Below are 22,605 nucleotides of genomic sequence, written 5' to 3' on the forward strand. Positions count from 1 at the left end.
GTCACGGGGCAGACCGGGGCCTGCCCGTCCTGCCCGTCCTAGGAGTGCCCCAGCTCGGCGGTCTCGTCGTCCCCGGTCACCGGAACCGAGCCGGAGTCCTCGGCCGGACGCAGCGGGAAGGGGTCCACGCGCGTCTCGTCGATCACCGGCGGGGGCGGCTGCGGGGGCTTGGGCATCACCGCGGCCTCGGAGTGCCCGCCGCAGCCGTACGTCAGGGAGACCATGCGGCCGTCGGCCGGGGAGAACTCGTTCGCGCACACGCCGAAGGCCTGGCCGAGCGAACCGCCGATCGGCACCAGGAAGCCGCAGCTCACGCAGGCCGCCGGGGCCGCCTGGGCCATCGGGGTCTTCGCGCCGAAGCCCTCCTCCCAGCGGTCGGCGGCGACATGCAGGCCGTAGCGGGACAGGACCCGGGCGCGGCGCATGCCCAGTTCCTCGGCGAGCGCGGAGATCGAGCCGCGGGACGGCGCGGTGGGGAGGTTGCTCGGCGGACCCGCCGTGACCTCGGCGTCCTCCGCCTCCGCCAGCTCGGCCATCTCCCCGGAGACGGCGGCGTTCGGCGCGGGCTCGTCCTCGCCGGAATAGCCGGGTTCCAGGCGGAGGTCCTCGGCGTCGGTGGGCAGCAGGTCGCCGGGGCCCATGTCGCCCGGGCGCAGGCGCTCGCTCCACGGCACCCACTCGGGGGCGAGCAGCGCCTCCGGGCCGGGGAGCAGGACGACCTCGTCCAGGGTGACGATCTTGGCGCGTGAGGCGCGGGCCACGGTGACGGCCCAGCGCCAGCCCCGGTACCCGAACTCCTTGCACTCGAAGAAGTGCGTGACGACCCGGTCTCCCTCGGAGAGCACTCCCGCGTGCTCGCCGACGACACCGGGCGCGGCCGCCTCCTCGGCTGCGGCCCGGGCGAGGTCGACGGCCTCGGCGCACAGGCGGTCGGGGGTGCGGCTTCGCGTGGTCGCTGCGCTCACAGGTATCGCTTCTCTCCTACGCCGTCTCTCGGGTGCGCCGGCCTGAAGGCGGCGGGGCGGACGGAGCGGACCCTGGGACCGCGTCGACGTCCGCGCCCGATCGCGCTCGGGCGCACCTACGTCATCCATTCTGCGGTATGCCCGTAAGGCGCGCGGTCGAGAACGTTCGCCACGGCGCGCTACGCACGCTACCTTCTCGTCGCCGCTCGGCCTACACCGACGTTGTCTTCACCGCGCCGCACCGGAACTTTCCCACCGCCGTCGCCCCCCGCCGAACCCCGCGGAGAACCCACCACCGCGAACGCGGTCCCGCCGCGTTCGGGACGGTCCCACCGCCGCGAGTGCCGCCGTGTGTGCCGGGGCCGGGTGGGTGGGTTCGGGGTGTCTGGTTGGTCGCATCCGCGCCGCCATGGCGCTACCCGTGCCCTTTCCGGGGCAGTATGACGGGGTGGCAGCCGCGAGGACGCCCCCGGGAACCACCGGCGTCGGTGGGGACAAGGGGGTCAAGGGGAGCAGCCGGGGCAGCGGTTCGGGCCGGTTCGGCGGGTCCGTCCGCGCGGTCGGGCGTGCCCTGCACCTGCCTGTGAGCGGAGCGGTCCGCGGCATCCGCAGGGCGACCAACGCCCACGGCGCCGGCGAGTCCGGGCTCGGCCGGCTGATCGAACTGCACGCGGTGAACGGCGCCGGCGACGTCATGATCACCGTGGCGCTCGCCTCCACCGTCTTCTTCTCCGTTCCCACCGACGAGGCCCGCGGCCGCGTCGCGCTGTACCTCGCCATCACCATGGCGCCCTTCACGGTCCTCGCGCCCGTGATCGGTCCCCTCCTCGACCGCCTCCCGCACGGCCGCCGCGCCGCGATGGCCGCCGCGATGCTGGCCCGCGCCCTGCTCGCCCTGATCATCGCGGGCGCCGCCGCCAGCGGCAGCCTGGAGCTGTACCCGGCCGCGCTGGGCGTGCTGGTCGCCTCGAAGGCGTACGGCGTGGTCAGGAGCGCCGTCGTACCCCGGCTGATGCCACCCCGCTTCTCCCTGGTCAAGGCGAACTCGCGGGTCACCCTCGGCGGGCTGCTCGCGACCGGCGTGGCCGCCCCCATCGGCGCGGGCCTCCAGACCCTCGGCCCGCGCTGGCCGCTCTACGGCGCCTTCGTGATCTTCGTCGCGGGAACGTTCCTGTCGTTCGCCCTGCCGCCGAAGGTCGACTCGGCCAAGGGCGAGGACCGGGCGCTGCTCGCCGCGGACGAGCAGCATCTGCGCGGCCCGCGCCGCAAGCCGCTGAAGCGCCCCGGCCTGCGCACCGTCGGCACGGCCGTCACCCACGCCCTCGCCGCGAACGCCGCCCTGCGCTGCCTGTCCGGATTCCTGATCTTCTTCCTCGCCTTCCTGCTCCGTGAGCACCCGCTGACCGGCGAGAGCGCGGCGGTCTCGCTGGGCATCGTGGGCGTCGCGGCGGGCGCGGGCAACGCGCTGGGCACGGCGGTCGGGGCCTGGCTGAGATCGCGCGCGCCCGAGATCATCATCGTGACCGTCGTCGCCATCGTCCTGGGCGCGGCGGTCACGGCCGCGGTCTTCTTCGGCGCGTTCCTGGTGGCCTGCCTGGCCGCGATCGCCGGCTTCGGGCAGGCGCTGGCCAAGCTGTCCCTGGACGCGTTGATCCAGCGGGACGTGCCCGAACCGGTGCGGACCTCGGCGTTCGCCCGCTCCGAGACACTGCTCCAGGTGGCCTGGGTGCTCGGCGGGGCGATCGGCATCGTGCTGCCGCTCAACGGCGTGCTGGGCCTGTCGGTGGGCGCCGGGCTCGTGGCCGCCGGCTGGCTGCCCACCGTCCGCGGCCTGCTCGCCTCGGCCCGGCACGGGGGCACCACGCGGCCCCGGGTGGCGTGAGGCGCCGTACCAGGGCAGTGGGGCACGTCGCACCCCCGCGTGGGCGGGGGGCCGGGCACGCCCGATAACCTTCGGGCATGACCGTACCGCGTTCCCGCCGCGCCGCAGCCGCTCTCGGCGCCGTTTCCGCCGGACTGCTTCTGCTGTCCGCCTGCAACAAGCCGACGCCGCTGGCGACCATCACGGTCGGCACGAACTCGGTCAGCTCCCAGACCGACTGCTACAACGATGGCAAGGAAATCGGAGTCCTGGGTCTGAAGAAGTGCCTCGACCCCAAGTCGAAAAGCATCGAGAAAATCAAGGTCGACCCCGATGAGACGGTCCGCTTCGGCGTGGACCCCAGCATCGCGGACAAGGGCTGGACGATCCTCATGAACGGTCAGCCGCTGACCGACTCCAGCAACAAGACCTACCGCACGATCCCGGGCAGCGTGTTCTTCAACGCCCAGTACGGCGCCAGTGGCAAATCCACGCTCGTCTCCATCAAGCAGGGCGAGAACAAGGTGTCGGGTCTGTGGTCCTTCCTGCTGACCAAGGACTCCTGACCACGTCCTCGCCACGCGTCCTCGTCACCACCGCCGTCCCCGTCGAACGGGACGCGGTGGCACGGGCGTTCGCCGGGCCTGGGCGTGAGGAGCCGCTGCCGGCGCTGCCCGGTGCGACCCTGCACCGGCTCCCCGGACCGCCCGCCGTCGACCTGATCGCCGCCGGTGTCGGCCCCGCCCTCGCCGCCGCGACGACCGCCTCCGCCCTGACCGCCGCCGCGCTCGGCGGCGCCCCCTACGACCTCGTCGTCTCGGCCGGTATCGCCGGCGGCTTCGCGCCGCACGCGCCGGTCGGCTCCCTCGTCGTCGCCGACGAGATCACCGCCGCGGACCTGGGCGCCGAGACCGGCGAGGGATTCCTGCCGGTGACCGAACTCGGCTTCGGCACCGTCACCCACCGTCCGCCCGAAGCGCTCGTACGGGTGATCGCGGCCGCCGTCCCGGCCCGTACCGGCACGGTACTGACCGTCTCCACGGTGACCGGCACCGCCGCCCGCGCCGACGCCCTGCGCGCCCGCCACCCGGGCGCCCTGGCCGAGGCCATGGAGGGGTTCGGAGTCGCCGAGGCGGCCGCCGCGCACCGCGTCCCGGTGCTGGAGGTACGCGCGGTCTCCAACCCCGTCGGCCCGCGCGGCCGCGCCGCCTGGCGCATCGGCGACGCCCTGGCCGCCCTGACCGAGGGCTTCGGGAAGCTGGCGCCCGTCCTCACGAGTTGGAACCCACATGAGCCCTGACAGCAGCCGACTGCGGATCGCCTACTCCCCCTGCCCCAACGACACGTTCGTCTTCGACGCGCTCGCCCACGGCCGCGTCCCCGGCGCGCCCGCGCTCGACGTCACCTTCGCGGACATCGACGTCACCAACGGCATGGCCGAGCGCCGCGAGCTGGACGTGCTGAAGGTGTCCTACGCGGTGCTGCCGTACGTCCTCGGCGAGTACGCGCTGCTGCCGTGCGGCGGCGCGCTGGGCCGGGGCTGCGGGCCCCTGGTGCTCACCAAGGAGCCGGGAGCCGATCTCACCGGCCGCACGGTCGCGGTGCCGAGCGAGAAGTCGACGGCGTACCTGCTGTTCCGCCTGTGGGCCGCGGAGGTCGTTGGAAACCAGGGGGGCGGGCCCGCAGGGCCCTCGGTTGAGGGTGGTGGTGGGCGACGGGCGGGTGGGGTGGGCGAGATCGTGGTCATGCCGTTCCACGAGATCATGCCGGCCGTGCGGGACGGGAAGGTCGACGCCGGTCTGGTGATCCACGAGGCGCGTTTCACCTACGGCGACTACGGCCTGCACAAGCTCGCCGACATGGGCGAGCACTGGGAGCGCGTCACCGGGCTGCCGATCCCGCTCGGCGCGATCATCGCCCGGCGGTCGCTGGGCGAGCGGACGCTGACGGGGCTCGCCGACTCGATCCGGGCGTCGGTGCGCGCCGCCTGGGACGACCCGGAGGTCTCCCGGCCGTACGTCATGGAGCACGCCCAGGAGATGGACCCGGCCGTCGCCGACCAGCACATCGGGCTGTACGTCAACGAGTTCACCGCCGGCCTCGGCGAGGACGGCTACGCGGCGGTCCGCGGGCTGCTCACGCGCGCCGCGGCCGAGGGACTCGTACCGCCCCTCGGCCCGGACGCGCTCGCTTTTCCCTAGCCCTGTGGGCCTGTTGGCCTTGCCCCACCCCGTCGGGTCATACGTCCAGCTGGTCGGCGACCGCGCGCAACAGCCCGGCGACGTTCTTGCCGGACGTCTTGTCGGGGTATCGGCCGCGCTCCAGGGTCTGCGCGACCCCCTCCAGGAGGGTGGTCAGGTCCTGCACGATGGACGCCAGCTCGTCCGGCTTCTTGCGCTGGGCGGCGGCGACCGAGGGGGTCGGATCCAGGAGCGTCACGGAGAGGGCCTGGTCACCGCGCTGACCGGCGACCACCCCGAACTCCACCCGCTGCCCCGGCTTGAGCGTGTCCACTCCGCCCGGGAGCACTGAGGAATGGACGAACACGTCGCCGCCGTCGTCGCGGGAGAGGAAGCCGAAGCCCTTCTCAGCGTTGAACCATTTGACCTTGCCGGTAGGCAAAGCACGCACCCCATCTCACCGGTCAGCCGAACCACAGTTGCCGCAGGTCAGGCTATATAGCGCTCGCTCGTGCCTGCCGTTGTCCCGAAGCCTCCCCAGCTCTTTACCCGCCGTCGAGCCCGCCCACTCCAGTCGGCCGAACCTGGCCGATCTACGTGGGCGCGCCCTCTCCCGGGTGAGGGAGGCAGGGGATATCTCAGCACATGAGGGGGCGGCCGCGGCAACCCGAATTCGCGCAGAGTGACGACACCGGGACAGTAAGCGCACCGGGCGACTGACGTTCCGCGGCCGCTTCGCCGTGAGGACCTATCCTGGTGGGGTGCGTGACCAGACCCGAACCCCTTCCGAACCCACGGCCGGTGACCGGCTGGTCCGTGCGGGTGCCATCGTCTTCTTCGTCGGCGCGGTGGCCACCGCGGTGACGCTGGCGCCGCTGTTCCTCGGCGCGAAGCCCTTCCCGACCTACATGTTCGGGCTGAGCATGCTCATGGGCGTCGGCTTCCTGATCGCCGGTGCGGGCGTGCTCCGGTCGATCGCGGCGGGCCGCCGTCAGGCGCGCGGCGACTCCCGTTGACGGCTGACCGGCGCGCCGCCGGCCACGAGCCAGTCCGGGAACGCGGTCAGATCCGGAAGCACGACGTCCGCGCCCGCCGCCCGCAGTTCCCCCTCGTCACACGGTCCGGTGGCCACCGCCACCGACAGGGCGCCGGCCGCCCGGGCGCCCCGCACGTCCCCGACGTGGTCGCCGACGTACACCCGGGCACCGTACTCGCGCAGCGCCTCGGCCTTCTGCTCGGCCCACAGACCGCCGATCACCGCGTCCGGCTCGATGCCCAGGTGTTCCAGGTGCAGCTTGGCGTTCGGCTCGTACTTGGCGGTGACCACGATCGCCCGTCCGCCGGCCCGCCGCACGGCCTCGATGGCCTCACGGGCGCCGGTCAGCGCGGGCGTGGCGGAGACGGCTGTCGCCGGGTACAGCTCCCGGTACAGGGCCCCCACCTCCTCCACCCGCTCCGCCGGGAACCAGTTGACCAGTTCCTCCGCGAGCGGCGGACCGAGCCGTGTGACCGCCAGGTCGGCGTCGATGTACGTCCCCGTCCGCGCGGAGAGCTCCAGGTAGCAGGCGCGGATGCCGGGGCGGGAGTCGATGAGGGTCATGTCGAGGTCGAAACCGACGGTCGGCGGGTGAGAGGTCATATGGGCCATTGTGCCCAGGGGGCACGGCCACGAGACCTCAGGCCCGTGTGACGTACACCTGCTTCCGGCGGTGTGCTCGTACCTACTTCCGGCGCTGCGAGCGCCACACCAGGAACAGCGCCGACAGCACGGCCGCGGCCCGGACCACCCACGGCCAGGTCTGGGCGACCGCGTCGTTCATGTGGCCCTCGGCGATCGGGGTGCCCCACCGGTCGTCGGTACGGCCCCACAGCCAGACCGCCCACGAGGCGAGCGCCAGGCCGGGCATGCCGACGACGGCCCACTTGGACTCCGTGGGGGTCAGCCGGCGGGAGGCGTAGGCGATGACCCAACCGAACAGCAGGGCGTACCAGTTGCCCAGGACCGCGCCGACCACCAGCAGTACGGCCGCGAACAGCAGCAGCGGATTGCTCCGGCCCGTCAGCAACGGGGGCAGCGCGAAGCGCCGGCGCCCGGCGGGCGCGTCCGGCTCGGCCGCCTCCTCCGGCTCCGCGGGGCCGGCCTCGGGCGCCGGCTCCGTCTGCGCGGGCTCCTTCGCCGGCGGGGGCTTGAGCAGCTCCGGGATCTCCACCCCGCCCATGAAGCCGGGTACCTCCTCGGCCATCGCCGGCGTCCCCTGCCCCACGCCCCACCACTCGGAGCGGCCCGCCGGGCCGCCGAGTTCGTCGGCGGTCGCCAGGTGCGGCGGGGAAGGGCCGTCGGACGGCACGGGGCCCGTCCGCGGCGGACGCGGCCGCGGTACGACCTTGCGCAGCCCCTTCGAACGCGCCTGCTCCGCCTCCGGTTCACGCTGCGCGGGCACGGCCGGGGCCGCCGCCCCCGGTCCGCCGCCGCTGCCCGCCGCCGCGACGACGTCGTCGGGGCTGCCGAGCCCGTCGAGGATGCGGCGCACGGCGGCGGGACTGTCCACGGCGGCCTTGGCGCGGCGCCGGTCGATCTCGTTGCGCAACTCCGCGACCAGACGCATCCGGGTGGCCGAGGACAACTGGCGTTGCTGAGCGACGTCCCCGACGCGACTCAGATACTCGTAGACGACCTGATCGCTCTCGATCCCCACGAAGCCCCTCCGGGGTGGCTGGCCTATGACCCCGTTGGACGACGTTACCGCCTCCCGCGCGGTGCCCGGTGACGCCGTACGGGGCCGGGCACGACTCGCAGCCGGTACCGTGAATCGGATGAGCAGCGATGAGAAACCGGCGGCCCCGCGTTCGCTCGCGGAAGCGCTCCGCGCGCGCGACGACGCCTCCCTGGCCGCGCTCCTGCGCAGCCGCCCCGATCTCATCACCCCGGTCCCGACCGACCTCACCCAGCTCGCCACCCGCGCCGGGACCCGCGCCTCGGTGGTCCGCGCCCTGGAGCGGCTCGACCGGTTCGCCCAGCAGACGGCCCAGGCCCTCGCGGTGGCCGGCGATCCGGCCACGTACGACGAACTGCTCGGCCTGATGGCCTCCGACAGCCGCGACCCCGTCGTCGCCGGCGCGCTGCCCCGCGCCCTGGGCACCCTGCGCGAGCAGGCCCTCGTCTGGGGCGGCGACGACCAGCTCCGCCTGGTCCGCACGGCACGCGAGCTGCTCGCGCCGTCGCCTCAGCACCCGTCCCCGACGGGGCTCGGACCGACGGTGCGGGAGGCCACGGCGGGCATGTCGCCGGGGCGCATCCAGGAGATCGTGACGGCCGCCGGACTGCCCTCGACCCACGACTCCGTCTCCGCCGTCGCCGCGCTCACCGACCTGTTCACCGACCGCGAGCGGATGTCCGCGCTGCTCGCCGAACTGCCGGGCGACTCCCTCGAGGTGCTGGAGCGCCTGGTGTGGGGGCCGCCCTACGGCCAGGTCACCCCCGACCCGGCGCCGCGTCTGCGGCTGTTGCTGGACCGCGGGCTGCTGCTGCCCACGGCGCCCGGAACCGTCGTCCTGCCCCGTGAGGCGGCACTGCACCTGCGCGGGGGCCGCGCCCACCGCGCGACCGAGCCGGTGCCGCCGACCGTGGAGGCGGCCGCGACCCACCGTCCGCAGATGGTGGACGCGACGGCGGCGGGGCAGGCGTACACCGCCCTGGCCACCGTGGAGGAACTGCTGCGGGACTGGGACGAGGGCGGCCCGAGCATGCTGCGCGCGGGCGGGCTGAGCGTGCGCGACCTCAAGCGCACCGCCGTCGCCCTGGACGTGCCCGAACCGACGGCCGCCTTCTGGGTCGAACTCGCCTACACCGCCGGTCTACTCGCCTCCGACGGCGAGACCGACGAGCGGTACGCGGCGACCCCGGCCCACGACGAGTGGCTGGAGCAACCCACCGCCGAACGCTGGGCCCACCTCGCGTCGGCCTGGCTGGCGGCCACGCGGACCGCGGGGCTGGCCGGCGGACGGGACGCCAAGGACCGGGCGCTGTCGGCGCTCGGCCCCGGCCTCGACCGCTCGGCGGCGCCGGAGGTACGCCACCGGGTCCTCGCGCTGCTCGCGGAACTGCCGCCGGGCACCGCGCCGGTCGCCGAGTCGGTACCGGCCCGGCTGCGCTGGGAGCACCCGCCGCGCGGGGCGCGGCAGGAGGACGACCTGCGCAGCCGCCTCGCCCAGTGGACGCTGTCCGAGGCGGAACTGCTCGGCGTCACGGGCCGGGGCGCCCTGTCCACCCACGGCCGCGCGCTGCTGGGCGCGTCGGCGCCAGCGCCGGAAGGGACCCCTGCGGGCGAGGGCGGGCGTGGTCCCGGCACGCGCGCCGAGCCGGCCACGGACGCGGGCGGGGCCACGCCCGCGAGCCCCGGTGACAAGCTGCCCGTGCACAAGCACCACCGCCCGGAGGGAACCCCCGGCGCCCCCGGACCCCAGTCCCCGCCCGCCGTGGTTCCGGTCCCGCCGGTCCACCCCGCGGCTCCCGGCTCCCCCGCCGAGCAGGCCGCCGCCGTCGCCGAGGCGGCCCGGGTCCTTGCTCCGCTTCTGCCCGAACCGCTGGATCACGTGCTGCTCCAGGCGGATCTGACCGCGGTCGCGCCCGGGCCGCTGCGGCGGCCGCTCGCCGAGACGCTGGGCGTGCTCGCGGACGTGGAGTCCAAGGGCGGCGCGACCGTCTACCGGTTCACCCCCGCCTCCGTACGCCGCGCCCTGGACGCCGGCCGCACCGCCTCCGACCTGCACGCCTTCCTGGCCGCGCACTCCCGTACGCCGGTGCCGCAGCCGCTGGCGTACCTGATCGACGACGTGGCCCGCCGGCACGGCCATCTGCGGGTCGGCACGGCCTCGGCGTACGTGCGCTGCGACGACGACGCGCTGCTGAACGAGATCCTCGCCGACAAGCGCTCCGCCGGGCTGGGCCTGCGCCGCCTCGCGCCGACCGTGCTGGCCACGCAGGCCGACCCGGCCGCGCTCCTGGAGGGCCTGCGCGCGATGGGCTACGCCCCGGCCGCCGAGTCCGCGGCGGGCGACGTGCTGATCACCCGCGCGCACTCCCACCGCACCCCGCCGCGCACCGCTCCCGACCCGGTCCCGGAAGGCCCGCCCGCCCCGGACGCCGTGCTGCTGTCCGCCGCGATCCGCGCGATCCGGGCCGGCGACCTGGCCTCCACCGCCCCGCGCAAGCCGACCGCGGCCACGCGGGAGGACGGCGAGCTGCCGCGCACCGGCTCCGCCGAGACCCTCGCCACCATGCAGGCCGCCGTCCTCACCGGCGAGTCCCTGTGGATCGGCTACGTCAACGCCGAGGGCACCGCGAGCCAGCGCGTCATCGCACCGATCCGTGTCGAGGGCGGCTTCGTCACCGCCTACGACCACACCGCGGACGAGGTCCGCACCTACCCCCTGCACCGGGTGACCGGGGTCGCCGAACTCGCGGACGACTCCGCTTGAGCCCTTCCGTCCGCGCCCGGGGTCAGCCCGCCAGGCCCGGGATCGAGGCGAGGAAGGCGGTGAGGAAGACGGTCAGGGCGGCGAGGGCCGCGGACAACGCGTCGCCCGCCTTCCCGGCGGAGCCCAGCGTGGCGGCCACCTCCTCGACGCGCGGGGCGATCTTCGCGGGGTCCGTCCCCGGCAGGGCGAGGGTGGCCAGGCCCGCGCGGTGCAGCAGGAGGACCAGCTCCGCCGTCGCCGGGGCCGGCCGCGCTCCGTCCAGCAGCACGGCGGACAGTTCGGCGCGCAGCGCCGCCGGTACCGCGGGGTCCGTCACCGGGTAGCGGTGGGAGCCGAAGACGCCGAGCACCTTGCGGCCCTCCTCGCGGACCGCTCCCTTGGCCAGCAAGCCCTCGTAGGCGGCGGTGACCGCCTGGTCGCGCACGGCCAGCAGCCACGTCCGGGGCTTCGCCCCGGGGTGCTGCCGCATCTGCTCGGCCATGGCCGCGGCCAACGGCTCGTCGGGCGGGGGCTGCTCCGTGACGACGAGTCCGCCGTCGCGCTCCACGGCATGCCCCGACAGCACGAGCTGCAGCAGGAGAACCGCCGCGACGGCGCAGCCCACCCGGAGCAGCTCGCGCGGGGTGCCGTCCTGCTCGTCAAGGCCGAGCAGCACGATCCGCTCGCCCACCGTCAGCCCAGCGTCCATCGGACCTCCCTCTCCCTCACCACGACGTTCCACACGCGCTTTCCAGTTCCGACCGGCCGGTCGCCAACAGCCCCTCAGAGCACGCGTGTTGACCCCTTCACCTCCCAGGAGCCCCAGGAGCCCCAGGAGAAATCTCCGCCACCCGGGGCACATAGAGGAGCCGTACCCGCGGATCCTCCCGCGCCGCCGGCGCCCGTGGCCGGCTCCGGCGGGCCGCGGGAGCGGCGCGAGGCACCACGAGTAGGGCACACTGGACGTTTGACCAACGGAAAGGGCGCTGCGCGTGAATGGTCCCCTGATCGTCCAGTCGGACAAGACCCTGCTTCTCGAAGTCGACCACGAGCAGGCCGGCGAGTGCCGTCGGGCCATCGCGCCGTTCGCCGAGCTGGAGCGGGCGCCCGAGCACATCCACACCTACCGGGTCACCCCGCTCGGCCTGTGGAACGCGCGCGCCGCCGGGCACGACGCCGAGCAGGTCGTCGACGCCCTCGTGCAGTACAGCCGCTACCCGGTGCCGCACGCGCTGCTCGTCGACATCGCCGAGACGATGGACCGCTACGGGCGGCTGACCCTCAGCAAGGACCCGGCGCACGGCCTCGTCCTGACCACCACCGACCGGCCGGTCCTGGAGGAGGTGCTGAAGTCCAAGCGGATCGCCCCGCTGGTCGGCGCCCGCATCGACCCGGACACCGTGGCCGTGCATCCCTCCGAGCGCGGGCAGATCAAGCAGACCCTGCTGAAGCTGGGCTGGCCCGCCGAGGACCTCGCCGGGTACGTCGACGGCGAGGCGCACCCGATCGAGCTGCGCGAGGACGGCTGGGCGCTGCGGCCCTACCAGAAGCAGGCCGTGGAGAACTTCTGGCACGGCGGGAGCGGCGTCGTCGTCCTGCCCTGCGGGGCCGGCAAGACCCTGGTCGGCGCGGGCTCGATGGCGCAGGCGAAGTCCACGACGCTGATCCTCGTCACGAACACCGTCTCGGCCCGGCAGTGGAAGCACGAGCTGGTGAAGCGGACCTCGCTGACCGAGGACGAGATCGGGGAGTACAGCGGCACCAGGAAGGAGGTCCGCCCGGTCACCATCGCCACCTACCAGGTGCTGACGACCCGGCGGAAGGGGATCTACCCCCACCTGGAGCTGTTCGACTCCCGCGACTGGGGGCTGATCGTCTACGACGAGGTGCACCTGCTGCCCGCGCCGGTCTTCAAGTTCACCGCGGACCTCCAGGCCCGGCGGCGGCTGGGACTGACCGCGACCCTGGTGCGCGAGGACGGCCGCGAGTCGGACGTGTTCTCCCTGATCGGCCCCAAGCGGTTCGACGCGCCCTGGAAGGAGATCGAGGCGCAGGGCCACATCGCGCCCGCGGACTGCGTCGAGGTCCGGGTCAACCTGACCGACTCCGAACGGCTGGCGTACGCGACGGCCGAGACGGAGGAGAAGTACCGCTTCTGCGCGACCACCGCGACCAAGCGGAAGGTCACGGAGGCGATCGTCCGCCGCTTCGCCGGCCAGCAGATCCTGGTCATCGGCCAGTACATCGACCAGCTCGACGAACTGGGCGAGCACCTGAACGCGCCGGTGATCAAGGGCGAGACGTCCAACGCGCAGCGCGAGAAGCTCTTCGACGCCTTCCGCGAGGGCGAGATCAGCGTGCTGGTGGTCTCCAAGGTGGCGAACTTCTCCATCGACCTGCCGGAGGCCACGGTCGCCATCCAGGTCTCGGGCACCTTCGGCTCCCGCCAGGAGGAGGCCCAGCGCCTCGGGCGGGTGCTGCGCCCGAAGGCCGACGGCCACCAGGCCCACTTCTACTCGGTGGTCGCCCGCGACACCATCGACCAGGACTTCGCCGCCCACCGCCAGCGGTTCCTGGCCGAACAGGGCTACGCCTACCGGATCATGGACGCCGACGAACTGCTGGCGGAGGAGGGCTGACCCGTCCGCGTCCGGCCGGACCACTGTCTGCGGTACGCCAGCGCCACCGCCCCGAGCAGGACGAGGCCCAGCAGGGGATAGGGCGAGGCCAGGGGCTGCTGCCACCAGGACAGGCGCAGCTCCACTCCCTTGTTGGGGACCGTCCACAGGGTGCGGGCCGTGAACACGACCACGGTGACCGCGGCCCAGCCGCGGCGGCCCTCGGCCAGGAGTACGGCGATCAGCGGGACGCACCACACCCAGTGGTGGGACCAGCTGATCGGTGAGACCAGCAGCGCGGTCAGGGCGGTCAGCAGCACGCCCCAGCGCTCCCGTCGCACCCGGCACGCGAGCCACAGTCCTGTGGCGGCCACCGCGACGGCGGGCAGGATCCAGGCGAGGCCGGGCGACGGCTCCCCGAGCAGCCGCGCGACCAGGCCCTGGAGCGACTGGTTGGCGATGATCCACGGCTTGCCCACCCGGTCGGTCTCGAACAGGCGCCGCGTCCAGTAGTCGACGCCGGCCGCGGGCAGGACGAGCACCCCGACGGCGACCGTCCCGGCGAACCCGGCCAGCGCCGCGGCCGCCTCACGGCGCCGCCCCCGCAGCAGCAGGTACACGATGAACAGGCCCGGGGTGAGCTTGATGCCGGTCGCGACACCGATCAGGACACCCTTGCCGCGGGCTCCGGGCGGCCGGGTCAGGTCCCACAGGACCAGGCAGGCGATCGCGAGGTTGATCTGCCCGTACACGAAGGTCTGGAAGACCGGTTCGAGCCAGACGGCGAGCGCCGTGGCGGCGCACAGCAGCGGGAGCCCGGCCCGGCGGCCGGCAAGCCGCGCGGAGAGGTGGACGAGCCAGGCGAGCAGGAGCGCGTTGCCCACGAAGAACGCCGCTCTCAGGGCCGCGGCGGGAAGCCACACCGTCGGCACGAACAACAGGGCCGCGAACGGCGGGTAGGTGGCCGGCAGCCGGCCCTGCGTGACCGTGAAGCCGTAGAGGTCACGGCCGTGGACGACCGCCGCGCCCTCGGCCTGGTAGACCACCGCGTCGGCCATCTGCACCCGCTGCACCGCGAACAGGGCCGCGAGGGCGGCGAGGGAGACGACGAGGAGGGCCAGGGCGGGTGCTGCGGGTGACCGGAGAGTCACCTTCCGTGCTGTCACGAACCGACCCTAGTTGCTCACTTGCGGCGTACGCCCGCCTCCTCGCCGTACTCGCCGAGGACGACCACGTCGAACAGGGCGCCCGCGAACACCCTGACGGCGTGGAGGGCGTCGCCCAGGACGTGCTGACGTGGGCCGTCCTGGACAGCCGTGGCGCCGGCCGGGCGGGCAGCGGGAGCGGGGTGGATGGTTGCTGCGCTCATGTCTCCATGGTGGATCCGTTGACACAGGTCCGGCATCGGTCCGCAGACCGGCCCTTCCCGCCCCCGCGTACCCCTCCGGAGGGACCGCGACCCCTGCGCCGGGCGGACGCGGACCCCTAGGGTCTTTCGCCTGATCCAAACGAGAGGCCTTAGGGGAAGGCGATCACGGCACCCCGGCGGGCGCGGCAGGAGAAACCGGCGGGAGTAACCGGCGGGGAAAACCGGCTGGCCTCCGCCCGGCCCCGCGTCCTAGAATCCACCCTCTTGCCCGCCTCCCCTTCGGGAGAGCCGCCGTCCGGACGGAAACCGGTCGGCAGATCCCGCCGCCGCGCGGCACAGCCACACGGCACCACCCCACGGCACCCGCCTGCCCCGAAGGCCTTCCGGAGGCACCCCCTTGTCGTCCCTGTCGTCCTCGCCGATCTCGCCGCTGTCGCCCTCGTCCGCGCCCGCCGGTCCCGCCCCCGACCGCCCCGCCGACGACCCCCTCGCCCGCGAGCGCGCCCACCTGTCCGACTCCCGCGCCGCGCTGCGCGCCATGCGCGAGGACGTGGAGTCGCTCGACATCCGGGACGTCACCGCGAACTGGGTCAACGCCGAGGTGCTCGCCCGTCAGATCGACGAGCGCATCAAGGCGCTGGCCGACCTCAGCGACACCCCGCTGTTCTTCGGGCGGCTGGACTACCTGCACAGTCCGGGCGCGGACCGGGCGGAGGGCGCCGAGGGGGAGCGCTTCTACATCGGGCGGCGGCACGTGCACGACGCCGAGGGCGACCCCATGGTCATCGACTGGCGCGCACCGGTCTCGCAGCCGTTCTACCGGGCCTCCAAGAAGGACCCGATGGACGTCGGGCTGCGCCGCCGCTTCGGCTACACCGGCGGCGACCTCACGGCGTACGAGGACGAGCACCTGTCCGACCCGGCCGAGCCGTCGGGGGCCGCCACCACCAGCAGGCTGCTCCAGCAGGAGATCGAACGCCCGCGTGTGGGTCCGATGCGCGACATCGTGGCGACCATCCAGCCCGAGCAGGACGAGATCGTGCGGTCCGGGCTGTCCGGCACCGTCTGCGTCCAGGGCGGCCCCGGCACCGGAAAGACCGCCGTGGGCCTGCACCGGGTCGCCTACCTCCTCTACGCCCACCGCGAGCGGCTGGCCCGCACCGGCACCCTCGTGATCGGACCGAACCGGTCCTTCCTGCACTACATCGAGCAAGTGCTGCCCGCGCTCGGCGAGTTGACCGTCCAGCAGGCCACCGTCGACGATCTCGTGGCGCATGTGGAGGTGCGGGGCGCGGACGACGCGGCGACCGCGATCGTCAAGGGCGACGCCCGGATGGCCGAGGTGCTCCGCAGGGCGCTGTACTCCCATGTCACGATGCCCACCGAACCGGTCATGGTGGTGCGCGGCTCCCGTCGCTGGCGCGTTCCCGCGTACGAACTGGAGGACATCGTCCGCGAGTTGCTGGACCGGGGCATCCGCTACGGCGCCGCCCGCGAGGCCCTGCCGCAGCGGATCGCGCACGCCGTGCTGGTGCAGATGGAGCGGGCGGGCGAGGCCCCCGACGACCGCGTGCAGGACGCGGTGGCCCGCAACGCGGCGGTCAAGGCGGCCGTCAAGGCGGTCTGGCCTCCGGTCGACCCGGCGAAACTGCTGCTGCGGCTGCTGACGGACGCGGACTTCCTCGCCGAGCACGCGGACGGGATCCTCACCGAGGAGGAGCGCAGGACGCTCCTGTGGGCCAGGCCCGTACGGTCGGTGAAGTCGGCCAAGTGGTCCGCCGCCGACGCCGTACTGGTCGACGAGGCCGCCGACCTGGTGGAGCGCACCCACTCCCTCGGGCATGTCGTCCTGGACGAGGCGCAGGACCTCTCCCCCATGCAGTACCGGGCGGTCGGCCGGCGCTGCACCACCGGCTCCGCGACCGTCCTCGGCGACCTGGCCCAGGGCACCACGCCGTGGGCCACCCGCACCTGGGAGGAGGCGCTGACACACCTCGGCAAGTCCGACGGCCTGATCGAGGAGCTGACGGCGGGCTTCCGCGTGCCGACGGACGTCATCACGTACGCCTCCCGGCTGTTGCCGCACATCGCGCCCGGCCTCGCGCCCGTCGCGTCGGTACGTGAGAACCCGGGTTTCTTCGAGATCCGCCCCGCCGCCGGGGACGCCGACGTGGTCACCGCCGCCGAGGAGTTGCTGCGCAACGAGGGCTCGGTCGGCCTGATCGCCGCCGACGCCCGCGTCCCGGCCCTGGCCGAGGCACTGACGGCGGCCGGCCTGCCGTACCTCGCCCCCGGCGAGGAGACGACGGCCGAGACCCGCCTCACCCTGGTCCCGGCCTCACTCGCCAAGGGCCTGGAGTACGACTACGTCGTCCTGGACGAACCCCAGTCCGTCGTCGACGGCGAACCCGACGAACGCACGGGCCTGCGCCGCCTGTACGTGGCCCTGACCCGAGCGGTCTCAGGCCTGATCGTCACCCACGCAGACCCGCTGCCGGATCAGCTGTCCTGAGACCGGCGGGGCTGCTGGGAGGACGGGTCGTCGGGGACGGGGGCAGCGGGGTTGGTCCCTTCGGGGCTGAGTGCATCGCTGGTCGCAGCAGGACTGCGCCCATACGGGCTGTGCGCGTCGCCGGGCTCGGCGGGGCGGGGCACGGCGTGGCTGTGCGCGTCGCCGGGCGCGGCGGGGCTGGGCCCAACGGGGCCGGGCGCGTCGCCGGGCGCAGCCGAACTGGACGCAGCGCCGAGCGCGCCAGACCCGCACCCATCACCGCCGGAAGGCGCGGCGCCGGGCCCCGCAGGGCTGGGCCCGCCAGGGCCGGACGGTGCTGCGCCCGGCGCGGCGGCCGGGCCGGGAACGGTCGCGTTCGGGGGTGGCGGCGGGTACGGGCCGGGGTTGCCCTGCGGCGGCGCGTAGGGCCAAGGCGCACCCGGCGGCGGCGCGTACGCCCCATGCGCACCCGGCTGCTGCGGGTACGGCCACGGCGCTCCGGGCTGCTGCGGGTACGGCCCGTACCCGGCCGGCGCCTGCTGCTGGTACGGCCCGTACGCACCCGGCACCTGCCCATACGGCCAGTACGCGCCCTGCGGCGGGGCGTACATCGGCTCGGGGGGCGGGGCGGACAGGTGCTGCGGGTGGCGTCGCCGGGCCAGCCGCAGCACGATCGCGGCGAAGAGCAGTACCGAGGCCATGTCGATGAGGGCCAGTTGCCAGGAGGCGTCCGCCGCCGTCTCGTCCGAGGCCAGCCCGTCCACGTACGCGGCGGACACGCCGAAGGCCAGCAGGTTGTTCAGCGCGTGCAGGGCGATGGACGCCTCGAGCCCGCCCGTGCGGATCGTCAGCAACCCCGCCACCACTCCGAAGACCAGAAGGTCGGCGAAGCCCCACGGCGTGCCCCAGCCGTGCGCGGCCGCGAAGAGCACCGCCTGCGGCAGCACCGCGAGCCACGGGGACCGGAGGTACGCCCCGGCCGCCTGGAGCAGCCAGCCGCGGAAGACGTACTCCTCCGCCGCCGACTGCAACGGCACGAGGACAGCCAGCATGGCCAGGGAGACGAGGAACGTCTGCCACCCCGCCCACACGTCGGACCCGCCACCGTCGCCCTCGTCGCCCGGCAGGAAGCCCGCGACCACCGGCAGCAGCACCATGGGGGGCACGGCGGCCAGCAGGCACCAGCCCAGCCACCGCCAACGCGGCCGCCCGGTGACGGAGGCCACCGTGCCGGCCGGGCGCCGGCCCAGCCAGAGGACGACCAGCAGGACCAGCGGCAGGTCCAGGGCTATGAACGCCAGGTCGAGGCCCGTGTTCGCGATCGGACCGAAGTCGGTGCCGCCGTCCGGCAGTTCCGGGTAACCGGCGGCCCAGCCGATCCCGTCGACAAGGGCGTAGAGGATGCCGGTGACCAGGACCGACCCGACAACCAGCACCACGGTGCCGAGCAGCGGCCGCCACCAGCGGTGGTGAGGCGAGTACCGGGCCATGCGGTGATAGGGCAGCCCGGTGGGGTCAGGAGACGTTGCTGTCATGAACGACATCGTGCCCGGCCGGAATGGGCCAGGCGTACGAATTACCGGGACCCGGACCCACCCCCACCCCGGTCAGGCACCGTGTTTCAGCCCGTGGGCTGCCGAACCCCCGCCCCGTCCAGCACCGCGCGCCACTCCGCGACCGCCTCGACGGAGACCGGTCCGTCCCAGCCGCCGGGGCGGGCCGCGCCGCCGATGTGGAAGGCGCCGATCCCGGCGGTGAGCAACGCGGGCACATGGTCAAGGCGCAGGCCGCCGCCGACCATGATCTGCGGAAGGTAGCCGGGCTCGCCGCCGCGCGCGGCCTCCGCGATCAGTGTGGGCAGCCCCTCGTCCACGCCCGAGGCGGCGCCCGCCGTCAGATACGTGTCGAGCCCCGGCAGCCCGTCCAGCCGCTTGCGCAGCACGTCCCGGTCGGCCGCGCGGTCGATCGCCCGGTGGAAGGTCCACGGACAGCCGTCCAGCGCGGCGACCACCCGCTCGACGGCCCCCAGGTCCACCCCGCCCTCCTCGTCCAGGAACCCCAGCACGAACTCCTCGGCACCGGCCGCCCGCATCTCGCCCGCGACCCCCGCCAGCCGGTCCAGACCCCCGGCGCCCCCCGCGCCGAACCCGTCCGCGAGCCGCAGCATCACGCGCAGCGGAATGTCCACGGCGGCGCGGATCCCGGCGACGGTACGGACCGGTGGGGTGAGCCCGTCGGCCGCCATGTCGGTGACCAGCTCGAGGCGGTCCGCGCCTCCGGCCTGAGCGGCGACCGCGTCCCCGGCATCGAGCGCGATCACCTCCAGGACTGCACGCATGCTCATAGGAGCCCTTCCCTCGTTTCCCCTGAAGCGGACAGGTCTAGTCCAATCTAAACCTACGCCCACCCGTCACCGGGCAAACCGACCCGGCAGGAACACCGTCCGACAAGGGTGACAATGACCAGCATGGCCGATCTCGACGCCCTGCGTTTCCGCTGGACCCGCGCCCTGGAGGGTGCGCGGGGTCCCGGCGGTGGCCCCGATCCCGTGCCGTACGCCGACAACCTGCTCGCGCGCTGGCAGGAGCCGCAGCGGCACTACCACACGGTCACGCACCTCGCCGCCGTCCTCGACCGCGTCGACGTACTGGAGCGGCACGCCGACGATCCGGACGCGGTCCGGCTGGCGGCCTGGTTCCATGACGCGGTCTACCTGCCCGAGCGGTCCGAGAACGAGGAGCGGTCCGCGCGGCTCGCCGAGCGCGCGCTGCCCGAGGCCGGGGTCCCGGCCGAGAGGACCACCGAGGTCGCCCGCCTGGTCCGGCTCACCGTCACCCACGACCCGGCCGACGACGACCGCGACGGCCAAGTGCTGTGCGACGCCGACCTGGCGATCCTCGCCGCGTCGCCGTCGGCGTACGCCGCCTACGCGGCCGGGGTCCGCGAGGAGTACCACTTCGTCCCGAACGACGCCTTCCGCGAGGGCCGCGCCTCCGTCCTGCGGCAGCTCCTCGCCCTTCCCCGGCTGTTCCGCACCCCGTACGGGGCGGAGAACTGGGAGGCGACCGCCCGCTACAACGTCACCTCCGAGCTGGAAATGCTGTCGCTCTGAGGGCACCACCGCCCCTACCCTGCGCCGTATGCGTACATGGGGCGAAGAAGAGGTGGAGCAGGCCGTCGCGGGCGCCGTGGCGCTGCTGAGGACGGCGACGGACCGGGACTGGGACCGGGCGACGGCCGGACGCCTTGAGTGGAGCTGCCGGCGGACGGCCGAGCACATCGCGAGCGATCTCCTCGCGTACGCCGGGCAGTTGACCGGGCGGGCGCAGAGCGCCTACGTCCCCTTCGGGATCACCCTCGACGAGGGCACCGGAAACGCGGACGTCCTGGACGTGATCGGGACGACCGGCGCCCTGCTCACCGCGGCCGTCCGCACCACCCCGCGCGAGGTCCGGGCCTTCCACCCGTACCCCTTCCGCAGCGCGAACCGCGAGGGCTTCGCCGCGATGGGTGTCGCCGAGGTACTGCTGCACACGCACGACATCGCGACCGGCCTGAACCTGGACTACGAGCCGCCCGCCGAGCTGTGCGAGGACGTGCTGACCCGGCTCTTCCCGCACGTCCAGCCGGGCTCCGCGCCCTGGCCGACGCTGCTGTGGGCCACCGGCCGCGGCGACCTCCCCGGCCGGCCGCCGGTCACCGAGTGGCGCTGGAGCAACCCGCCGGCCATTCCCGCCGGCCGGCTCACCCTGGAGGGTGTCACCCCCGCCACCGCCCGCGATCTGAGCGCCGGCGGTGACGGCGGGTTCACATGGGCCGAGGGCGGCCCCTACGAGGGAACGCGGGACGCCGCCGGGATGACCGTGAAGGCGTACGAGGCCGGGGTGCACCGGCCCGAGTGGGGGATGTTCGTGCTGGTGCGGCAGGAGGACGGCCGCGCGGTCGGCGGGATGGGCTTCCACGGTGCGCCCGACGAGGAGGGGAGCGCGGAGGTCGGTTACGACCTCGCCGTGTCCGCCCGCGGCCACGGCTACGCGACCGAGGCACTGCGCGCGCTGTCGGCCTGGGCACTGTCCCGGGACGGCCTGCGGATGCTGATCGCGACCGTGGACCGGCACAACGTGCCCTCCCAACGCGTCCTGACCCGCGCCGGGTTCGTCGCCGTCAGTGAGGGCGAGGAGGAGATCTCCTACGAACTCCGGCCCTGAACACGGCGCTTGGGGCGGCGCAGCCCGGCGGCGTACAGCAGCCGCACGACCTCGCGGCTGCTGACCTCGACCGCGCCGGCCGTCACCGCGTCGGCGTACCGGTGGGAGGGCAGGTCGTAGTGGTCCCGCTCGAAGGCCCGGCGGGGCACACCCAACCCCTCGGCGAACGTGTGCAGTTCGTCGTAGGAGACATCACTGACCAGGTGGGACCACATACGGCCGTGGCCCGGCCAGGACGGCGGGTCGATGTAGAGGGTCACGGCGCGGCCGCCCGGCGCGGCGCCGTCACGACGTCGTGCTCCGGCCGGTCGCCTCCGCGAGGGCGCCCACCGCCGCCACCTTCACGCCCGCCTTGGCGCACACCCAGTGCGGGTCGGGCCCGAGTTCCGGCTCGACGTCCAGCGCGTGCGGGTCGCCGTAGCCGCACACCGGGCACAACGGCCAGCGGCCGTACCTCTCCAGGAGCGCGTCCTGGACGTCCTGCGCGACCAGACCCGCGACGTACCGCGCGCCTTCCGGCCACTGCTCCACCCACCAGCGGCGCTGGACGACGGAGTCCTCCACGAGCGAGACCACGTCCGCGTCGGCGACCTCGGCGGCGACCAGGTCGGCGAGCACCAGGGCGCGGGCGGCATGCAGGGCCTGCTCCAGGGGGCTGATGGGTTCCATGCCCCCCATTGTCACCCGGAAGTCACGGACCCGCCGTCGGTGACCGATCACGCACCGGCGCCGGGTCACTCATCGACGGCGGATCGCTCACCGGAGGAGGGCCGTCAACGATGTAAAGGAACCCTTGACAAGCACAAGGCCGTAAAGGCACCCTTTACGCGTGACCGATTCCCTCCCCCTCACTTCCCTGAGCGCGCGGCTCGCCGAGCACGCCTCGGCCATGGCCTCGGCGGCGGGCAGCCCGTTGGCCGCACCGGACTACCTCGAACTGGTCCGGCGCGCCCAGGAGATCGACGCCCTGGCCGGACAGGTGCTGAAGCTCTGCGTGCAGCAGAGCCGGGACGCGGGCCACACCTGGCAGGAGGTCGGGGACCTGCTCGGAGTCACCCGCCAGGCCGCCTTCCAGCGGTTCGGCAAGCCCATCGACCCCCGAACGGGAGAACTCATGGACAAGACAGTGCTCATGACCGACGCCGCGGAGCGCGCCCTCGAAATCTTCACGGCCGTCCTCGAAGGCCGGATGGACGACGCCCGGCCGTCCTTCAACGCCGAGGTCCTGGCGGCCTTCACCGACGAGGTGCGGGGCAACGCCCTGGCCACCGTGGCCGGCCTGGTCGGCGCGTTCGAGGGCTTCGGCGACGGCGAGCCGTTCGTCCGCCGCATCGGCGACCACACCGTGGTCGACATCCCGCTGCGCTACGAGACCGGTGAGATGAAGGCCCGGGTCGCGTTCGACATGGACGAGAAGGTCGGCGGAATGCACATCCTCCCGCCCGAGACTCCGTGA

22 protein-coding genes are annotated in these 22,605 nt (G+C 74.0%); 11 read left to right on the top strand and 11 right to left on the bottom strand.

All coding sequences use genetic code 11. From position 1 onward, the window contains the following. Window positions 1-38: 38 nt before the first annotated feature. Entirely contained in the window at window positions 39-965 is a 927-nt protein-coding gene (locus tag OIE49_RS16535; RefSeq protein WP_326803002.1) for a DUF3027 domain-containing protein, read from the bottom strand. Between the two features lie 448 nt (window positions 966-1,413). Here OIE49_RS16535 and OIE49_RS16540 point away from each other — a divergent pair, with 448 nt between their 5' ends. From OIE49_RS16540 to OIE49_RS16555, 4 genes are all read left to right on the top strand, one after another. Continuing rightward, window positions 1,414-2,847 (top strand): MFS transporter, encoded by a 1,434-nt coding sequence (locus OIE49_RS16540; RefSeq protein WP_326803003.1) that lies wholly within the window; start codon window positions 1,414-1,416, stop codon window positions 2,845-2,847. A gap of 77 nt (window positions 2,848-2,924) precedes the next feature. Then, entirely contained in the window at window positions 2,925-3,392 is a 468-nt protein-coding gene (locus tag OIE49_RS16545) for a DUF2771 domain-containing protein (RefSeq protein ID WP_326803005.1), read from the top strand. Next, window positions 3,362-4,126: a futalosine hydrolase gene (locus OIE49_RS16550; RefSeq protein WP_326803006.1), complete on the top strand. Its 765-nt coding sequence runs from the start codon at window positions 3,362-3,364 to the stop codon at window positions 4,124-4,126. The genes OIE49_RS16545 and OIE49_RS16550 overlap by 31 nt, the downstream gene beginning before the upstream one ends. Beyond that, window positions 4,116-5,027: a 1,4-dihydroxy-6-naphthoate synthase gene (locus tag OIE49_RS16555; RefSeq protein WP_326803008.1), complete on the top strand. Its 912-nt coding sequence runs from the start codon at window positions 4,116-4,118 to the stop codon at window positions 5,025-5,027. The genes OIE49_RS16550 and OIE49_RS16555 overlap by 11 nt, the downstream gene beginning before the upstream one ends. A gap of 37 nt (window positions 5,028-5,064) precedes the next feature. Here the strand turns inward: OIE49_RS16555 and OIE49_RS16560 are convergent, their stop codons facing one another. Continuing rightward, the gene (locus OIE49_RS16560) at window positions 5,065-5,448 is read right to left on the bottom strand and encodes a cold-shock protein (protein ID WP_100568999.1); all 384 of its coding nucleotides are present in this window, start codon (window positions 5,446-5,448) and stop codon (window positions 5,065-5,067) included. Window positions 5,449-5,767: 319 nt separating this feature from the next. Here OIE49_RS16560 and OIE49_RS16565 point away from each other — a divergent pair, with 319 nt between their 5' ends. Further along, window positions 5,768-6,022, top strand: a complete 255-nt coding sequence (locus OIE49_RS16565; RefSeq protein WP_326803011.1) for a hypothetical protein — start codon at window positions 5,768-5,770, stop codon at window positions 6,020-6,022. Here the strand turns inward: OIE49_RS16565 and OIE49_RS16570 are convergent. After that, the gene (locus tag OIE49_RS16570) at window positions 5,998-6,645 is read right to left on the bottom strand and encodes an HAD family hydrolase (protein WP_326803012.1); all 648 of its coding nucleotides are present in this window, start codon (window positions 6,643-6,645) and stop codon (window positions 5,998-6,000) included. The genes OIE49_RS16565 and OIE49_RS16570 overlap by 25 nt on opposite strands. Window positions 6,646-6,727: 82 nt before the next feature. Further along, window positions 6,728-7,702 carry a hypothetical protein gene (locus OIE49_RS16575; RefSeq protein ID WP_326803013.1) on the bottom strand — a complete coding sequence of 325 codons (975 nt, stop codon included), beginning with the start codon at window positions 7,700-7,702 and terminating at the stop codon, window positions 6,728-6,730. 118 nt (window positions 7,703-7,820) lie between these two features. Here OIE49_RS16575 and OIE49_RS16580 point away from each other — a divergent pair, with 118 nt between their 5' ends. After that, entirely contained in the window at window positions 7,821-10,484 is a 2,664-nt protein-coding gene (locus tag OIE49_RS16580; RefSeq protein ID WP_326803014.1) for a helicase C-terminal domain-containing protein, read from the top strand. A 22-nt stretch (window positions 10,485-10,506) separates the two neighbouring features. Here OIE49_RS16580 and OIE49_RS16585 read toward each other — a convergent pair whose 3' ends face one another. Next, window positions 10,507-11,172 carry a GOLPH3/VPS74 family protein gene (locus OIE49_RS16585; protein WP_326803015.1) on the bottom strand — a complete coding sequence of 222 codons (666 nt, stop codon included), beginning with the start codon at window positions 11,170-11,172 and terminating at the stop codon, window positions 10,507-10,509. A 283-nt stretch (window positions 11,173-11,455) separates the two neighbouring features. Here OIE49_RS16585 and OIE49_RS16590 point away from each other — a divergent pair, with 283 nt between their 5' ends. Next, window positions 11,456-13,102, top strand: a complete 1,647-nt coding sequence (locus tag OIE49_RS16590) for a DNA repair helicase XPB (protein WP_326803016.1) — start codon at window positions 11,456-11,458, stop codon at window positions 13,100-13,102. Here OIE49_RS16590 and OIE49_RS16595 read toward each other — a convergent pair. After that, the gene (locus OIE49_RS16595; protein WP_401741544.1) at window positions 13,057-14,247 is read right to left on the bottom strand and encodes a glycosyltransferase 87 family protein; all 1,191 of its coding nucleotides are present in this window, start codon (window positions 14,245-14,247) and stop codon (window positions 13,057-13,059) included. The two genes, OIE49_RS16590 and OIE49_RS16595, sit on opposite strands and share 46 nt — an antisense overlap. 17 nt (window positions 14,248-14,264) lie before the next feature. After that, a complete protein-coding gene (locus tag OIE49_RS16600; RefSeq protein WP_326803017.1) occupies window positions 14,265-14,450 on the bottom strand; it encodes a hypothetical protein in 186 nt (61 codons plus the stop codon). A 538-nt stretch (window positions 14,451-14,988) separates the two neighbouring features. Between OIE49_RS16600 and OIE49_RS16605 the strand changes: the two genes are divergently transcribed. Then, entirely contained in the window at window positions 14,989-16,962 is a 1,974-nt protein-coding gene (locus OIE49_RS16605; protein WP_326806250.1) for a HelD family protein, read from the top strand. Here OIE49_RS16605 and OIE49_RS16610 read toward each other — a convergent pair. Beyond that, window positions 16,950-18,476 carry a CPBP family intramembrane glutamic endopeptidase gene (locus OIE49_RS16610; protein ID WP_326803018.1) on the bottom strand — a complete coding sequence of 509 codons (1,527 nt, stop codon included), beginning with the start codon at window positions 18,474-18,476 and terminating at the stop codon, window positions 16,950-16,952. The two genes, OIE49_RS16605 and OIE49_RS16610, sit on opposite strands and share 13 nt — an antisense overlap. 86 nt (window positions 18,477-18,562) lie before the next feature. After that, window positions 18,563-19,285 (bottom strand): copper homeostasis protein CutC, encoded by a 723-nt coding sequence (locus OIE49_RS16615; protein ID WP_326803019.1) that lies wholly within the window; start codon window positions 19,283-19,285, stop codon window positions 18,563-18,565. Between the two features lie 123 nt (window positions 19,286-19,408). On the opposite strand from OIE49_RS16615, the gene OIE49_RS16620 reads away from it, so the two are divergent. Then, complete coding sequence (locus OIE49_RS16620; protein ID WP_326803020.1) at window positions 19,409-20,053, top strand: HD domain-containing protein; 645 nt, start codon at window positions 19,409-19,411, stop codon at window positions 20,051-20,053. Window positions 20,054-20,081: 28 nt separating this feature from the next. Next, the gene (locus OIE49_RS16625) at window positions 20,082-21,149 is read left to right on the top strand and encodes a GNAT family N-acetyltransferase (protein WP_326803021.1); all 1,068 of its coding nucleotides are present in this window, start codon (window positions 20,082-20,084) and stop codon (window positions 21,147-21,149) included. Here the strand turns inward: OIE49_RS16625 and OIE49_RS16630 are convergent. Both OIE49_RS16630 and OIE49_RS16635 read right to left on the bottom strand, forming a co-directional pair. Continuing rightward, window positions 21,131-21,409 (bottom strand): DUF4031 domain-containing protein, encoded by a 279-nt coding sequence (locus OIE49_RS16630; protein ID WP_326803022.1) that lies wholly within the window; start codon window positions 21,407-21,409, stop codon window positions 21,131-21,133. The two genes, OIE49_RS16625 and OIE49_RS16630, sit on opposite strands and share 19 nt — an antisense overlap. Window positions 21,410-21,434: 25 nt before the next feature. Continuing rightward, entirely contained in the window at window positions 21,435-21,818 is a 384-nt protein-coding gene (locus tag OIE49_RS16635) for a hypothetical protein (RefSeq protein ID WP_326803023.1), read from the bottom strand. A 160-nt stretch (window positions 21,819-21,978) separates the two neighbouring features. Here OIE49_RS16635 and OIE49_RS16640 point away from each other — a divergent pair, with 160 nt between their 5' ends. Next, a complete protein-coding gene (locus OIE49_RS16640; protein ID WP_326803024.1) occupies window positions 21,979-22,605 on the top strand; it encodes a DUF3887 domain-containing protein in 627 nt (208 codons plus the stop codon).

Source organism: Streptomyces sp. NBC_01788, from assembly GCF_035917575.1.
In the GTDB taxonomy this organism is placed as follows: domain Bacteria; phylum Actinomycetota; class Actinomycetes; order Streptomycetales; family Streptomycetaceae; genus Streptomyces.

Bases quoted from the DNA above. Each gene is read 5' to 3' on its own strand.
- OIE49_RS16605 (WP_326806250.1), top strand. From the start codon at position 14,989: ATGCGCGAGGACGTGGAGTCGCTCGACATCCGGGACGTCACCGCGAAC.
- OIE49_RS16610 (WP_326803018.1), bottom strand. From the start codon at position 18,476: ATGACAGCAACGTCTCCTGACCCCACCGGGCTGCCCTATCACCGCATG.
- OIE49_RS16580 (WP_326803014.1), top strand. From the start codon at position 7,821: ATGAGCAGCGATGAGAAACCGGCGGCCCCGCGTTCGCTCGCGGAAGCG.
- OIE49_RS16615 (WP_326803019.1), bottom strand. From the start codon at position 19,285: ATGAGCATGCGTGCAGTCCTGGAGGTGATCGCGCTCGATGCCGGGGAC.
- OIE49_RS16585 (WP_326803015.1), bottom strand. From the start codon at position 11,172: ATGGACGCTGGGCTGACGGTGGGCGAGCGGATCGTGCTGCTCGGCCTT.
- OIE49_RS16600 (WP_326803017.1), bottom strand. From the start codon at position 14,450: ATGAGCGCAGCAACCATCCACCCCGCTCCCGCTGCCCGCCCGGCCGGC.
- OIE49_RS16620 (WP_326803020.1), top strand. From the start codon at position 19,409: ATGGCCGATCTCGACGCCCTGCGTTTCCGCTGGACCCGCGCCCTGGAG.
- OIE49_RS16545 (WP_326803005.1), top strand. From the start codon at position 2,925: ATGACCGTACCGCGTTCCCGCCGCGCCGCAGCCGCTCTCGGCGCCGTT.
- OIE49_RS16555 (WP_326803008.1), top strand. From the start codon at position 4,116: ATGAGCCCTGACAGCAGCCGACTGCGGATCGCCTACTCCCCCTGCCCC.
- OIE49_RS16570 (WP_326803012.1), bottom strand. From the start codon at position 6,645: ATGACCTCTCACCCGCCGACCGTCGGTTTCGACCTCGACATGACCCTC.
- OIE49_RS16635 (WP_326803023.1), bottom strand. From the start codon at position 21,818: ATGGAACCCATCAGCCCCCTGGAGCAGGCCCTGCATGCCGCCCGCGCC.
- OIE49_RS16625 (WP_326803021.1), top strand. From the start codon at position 20,082: ATGCGTACATGGGGCGAAGAAGAGGTGGAGCAGGCCGTCGCGGGCGCC.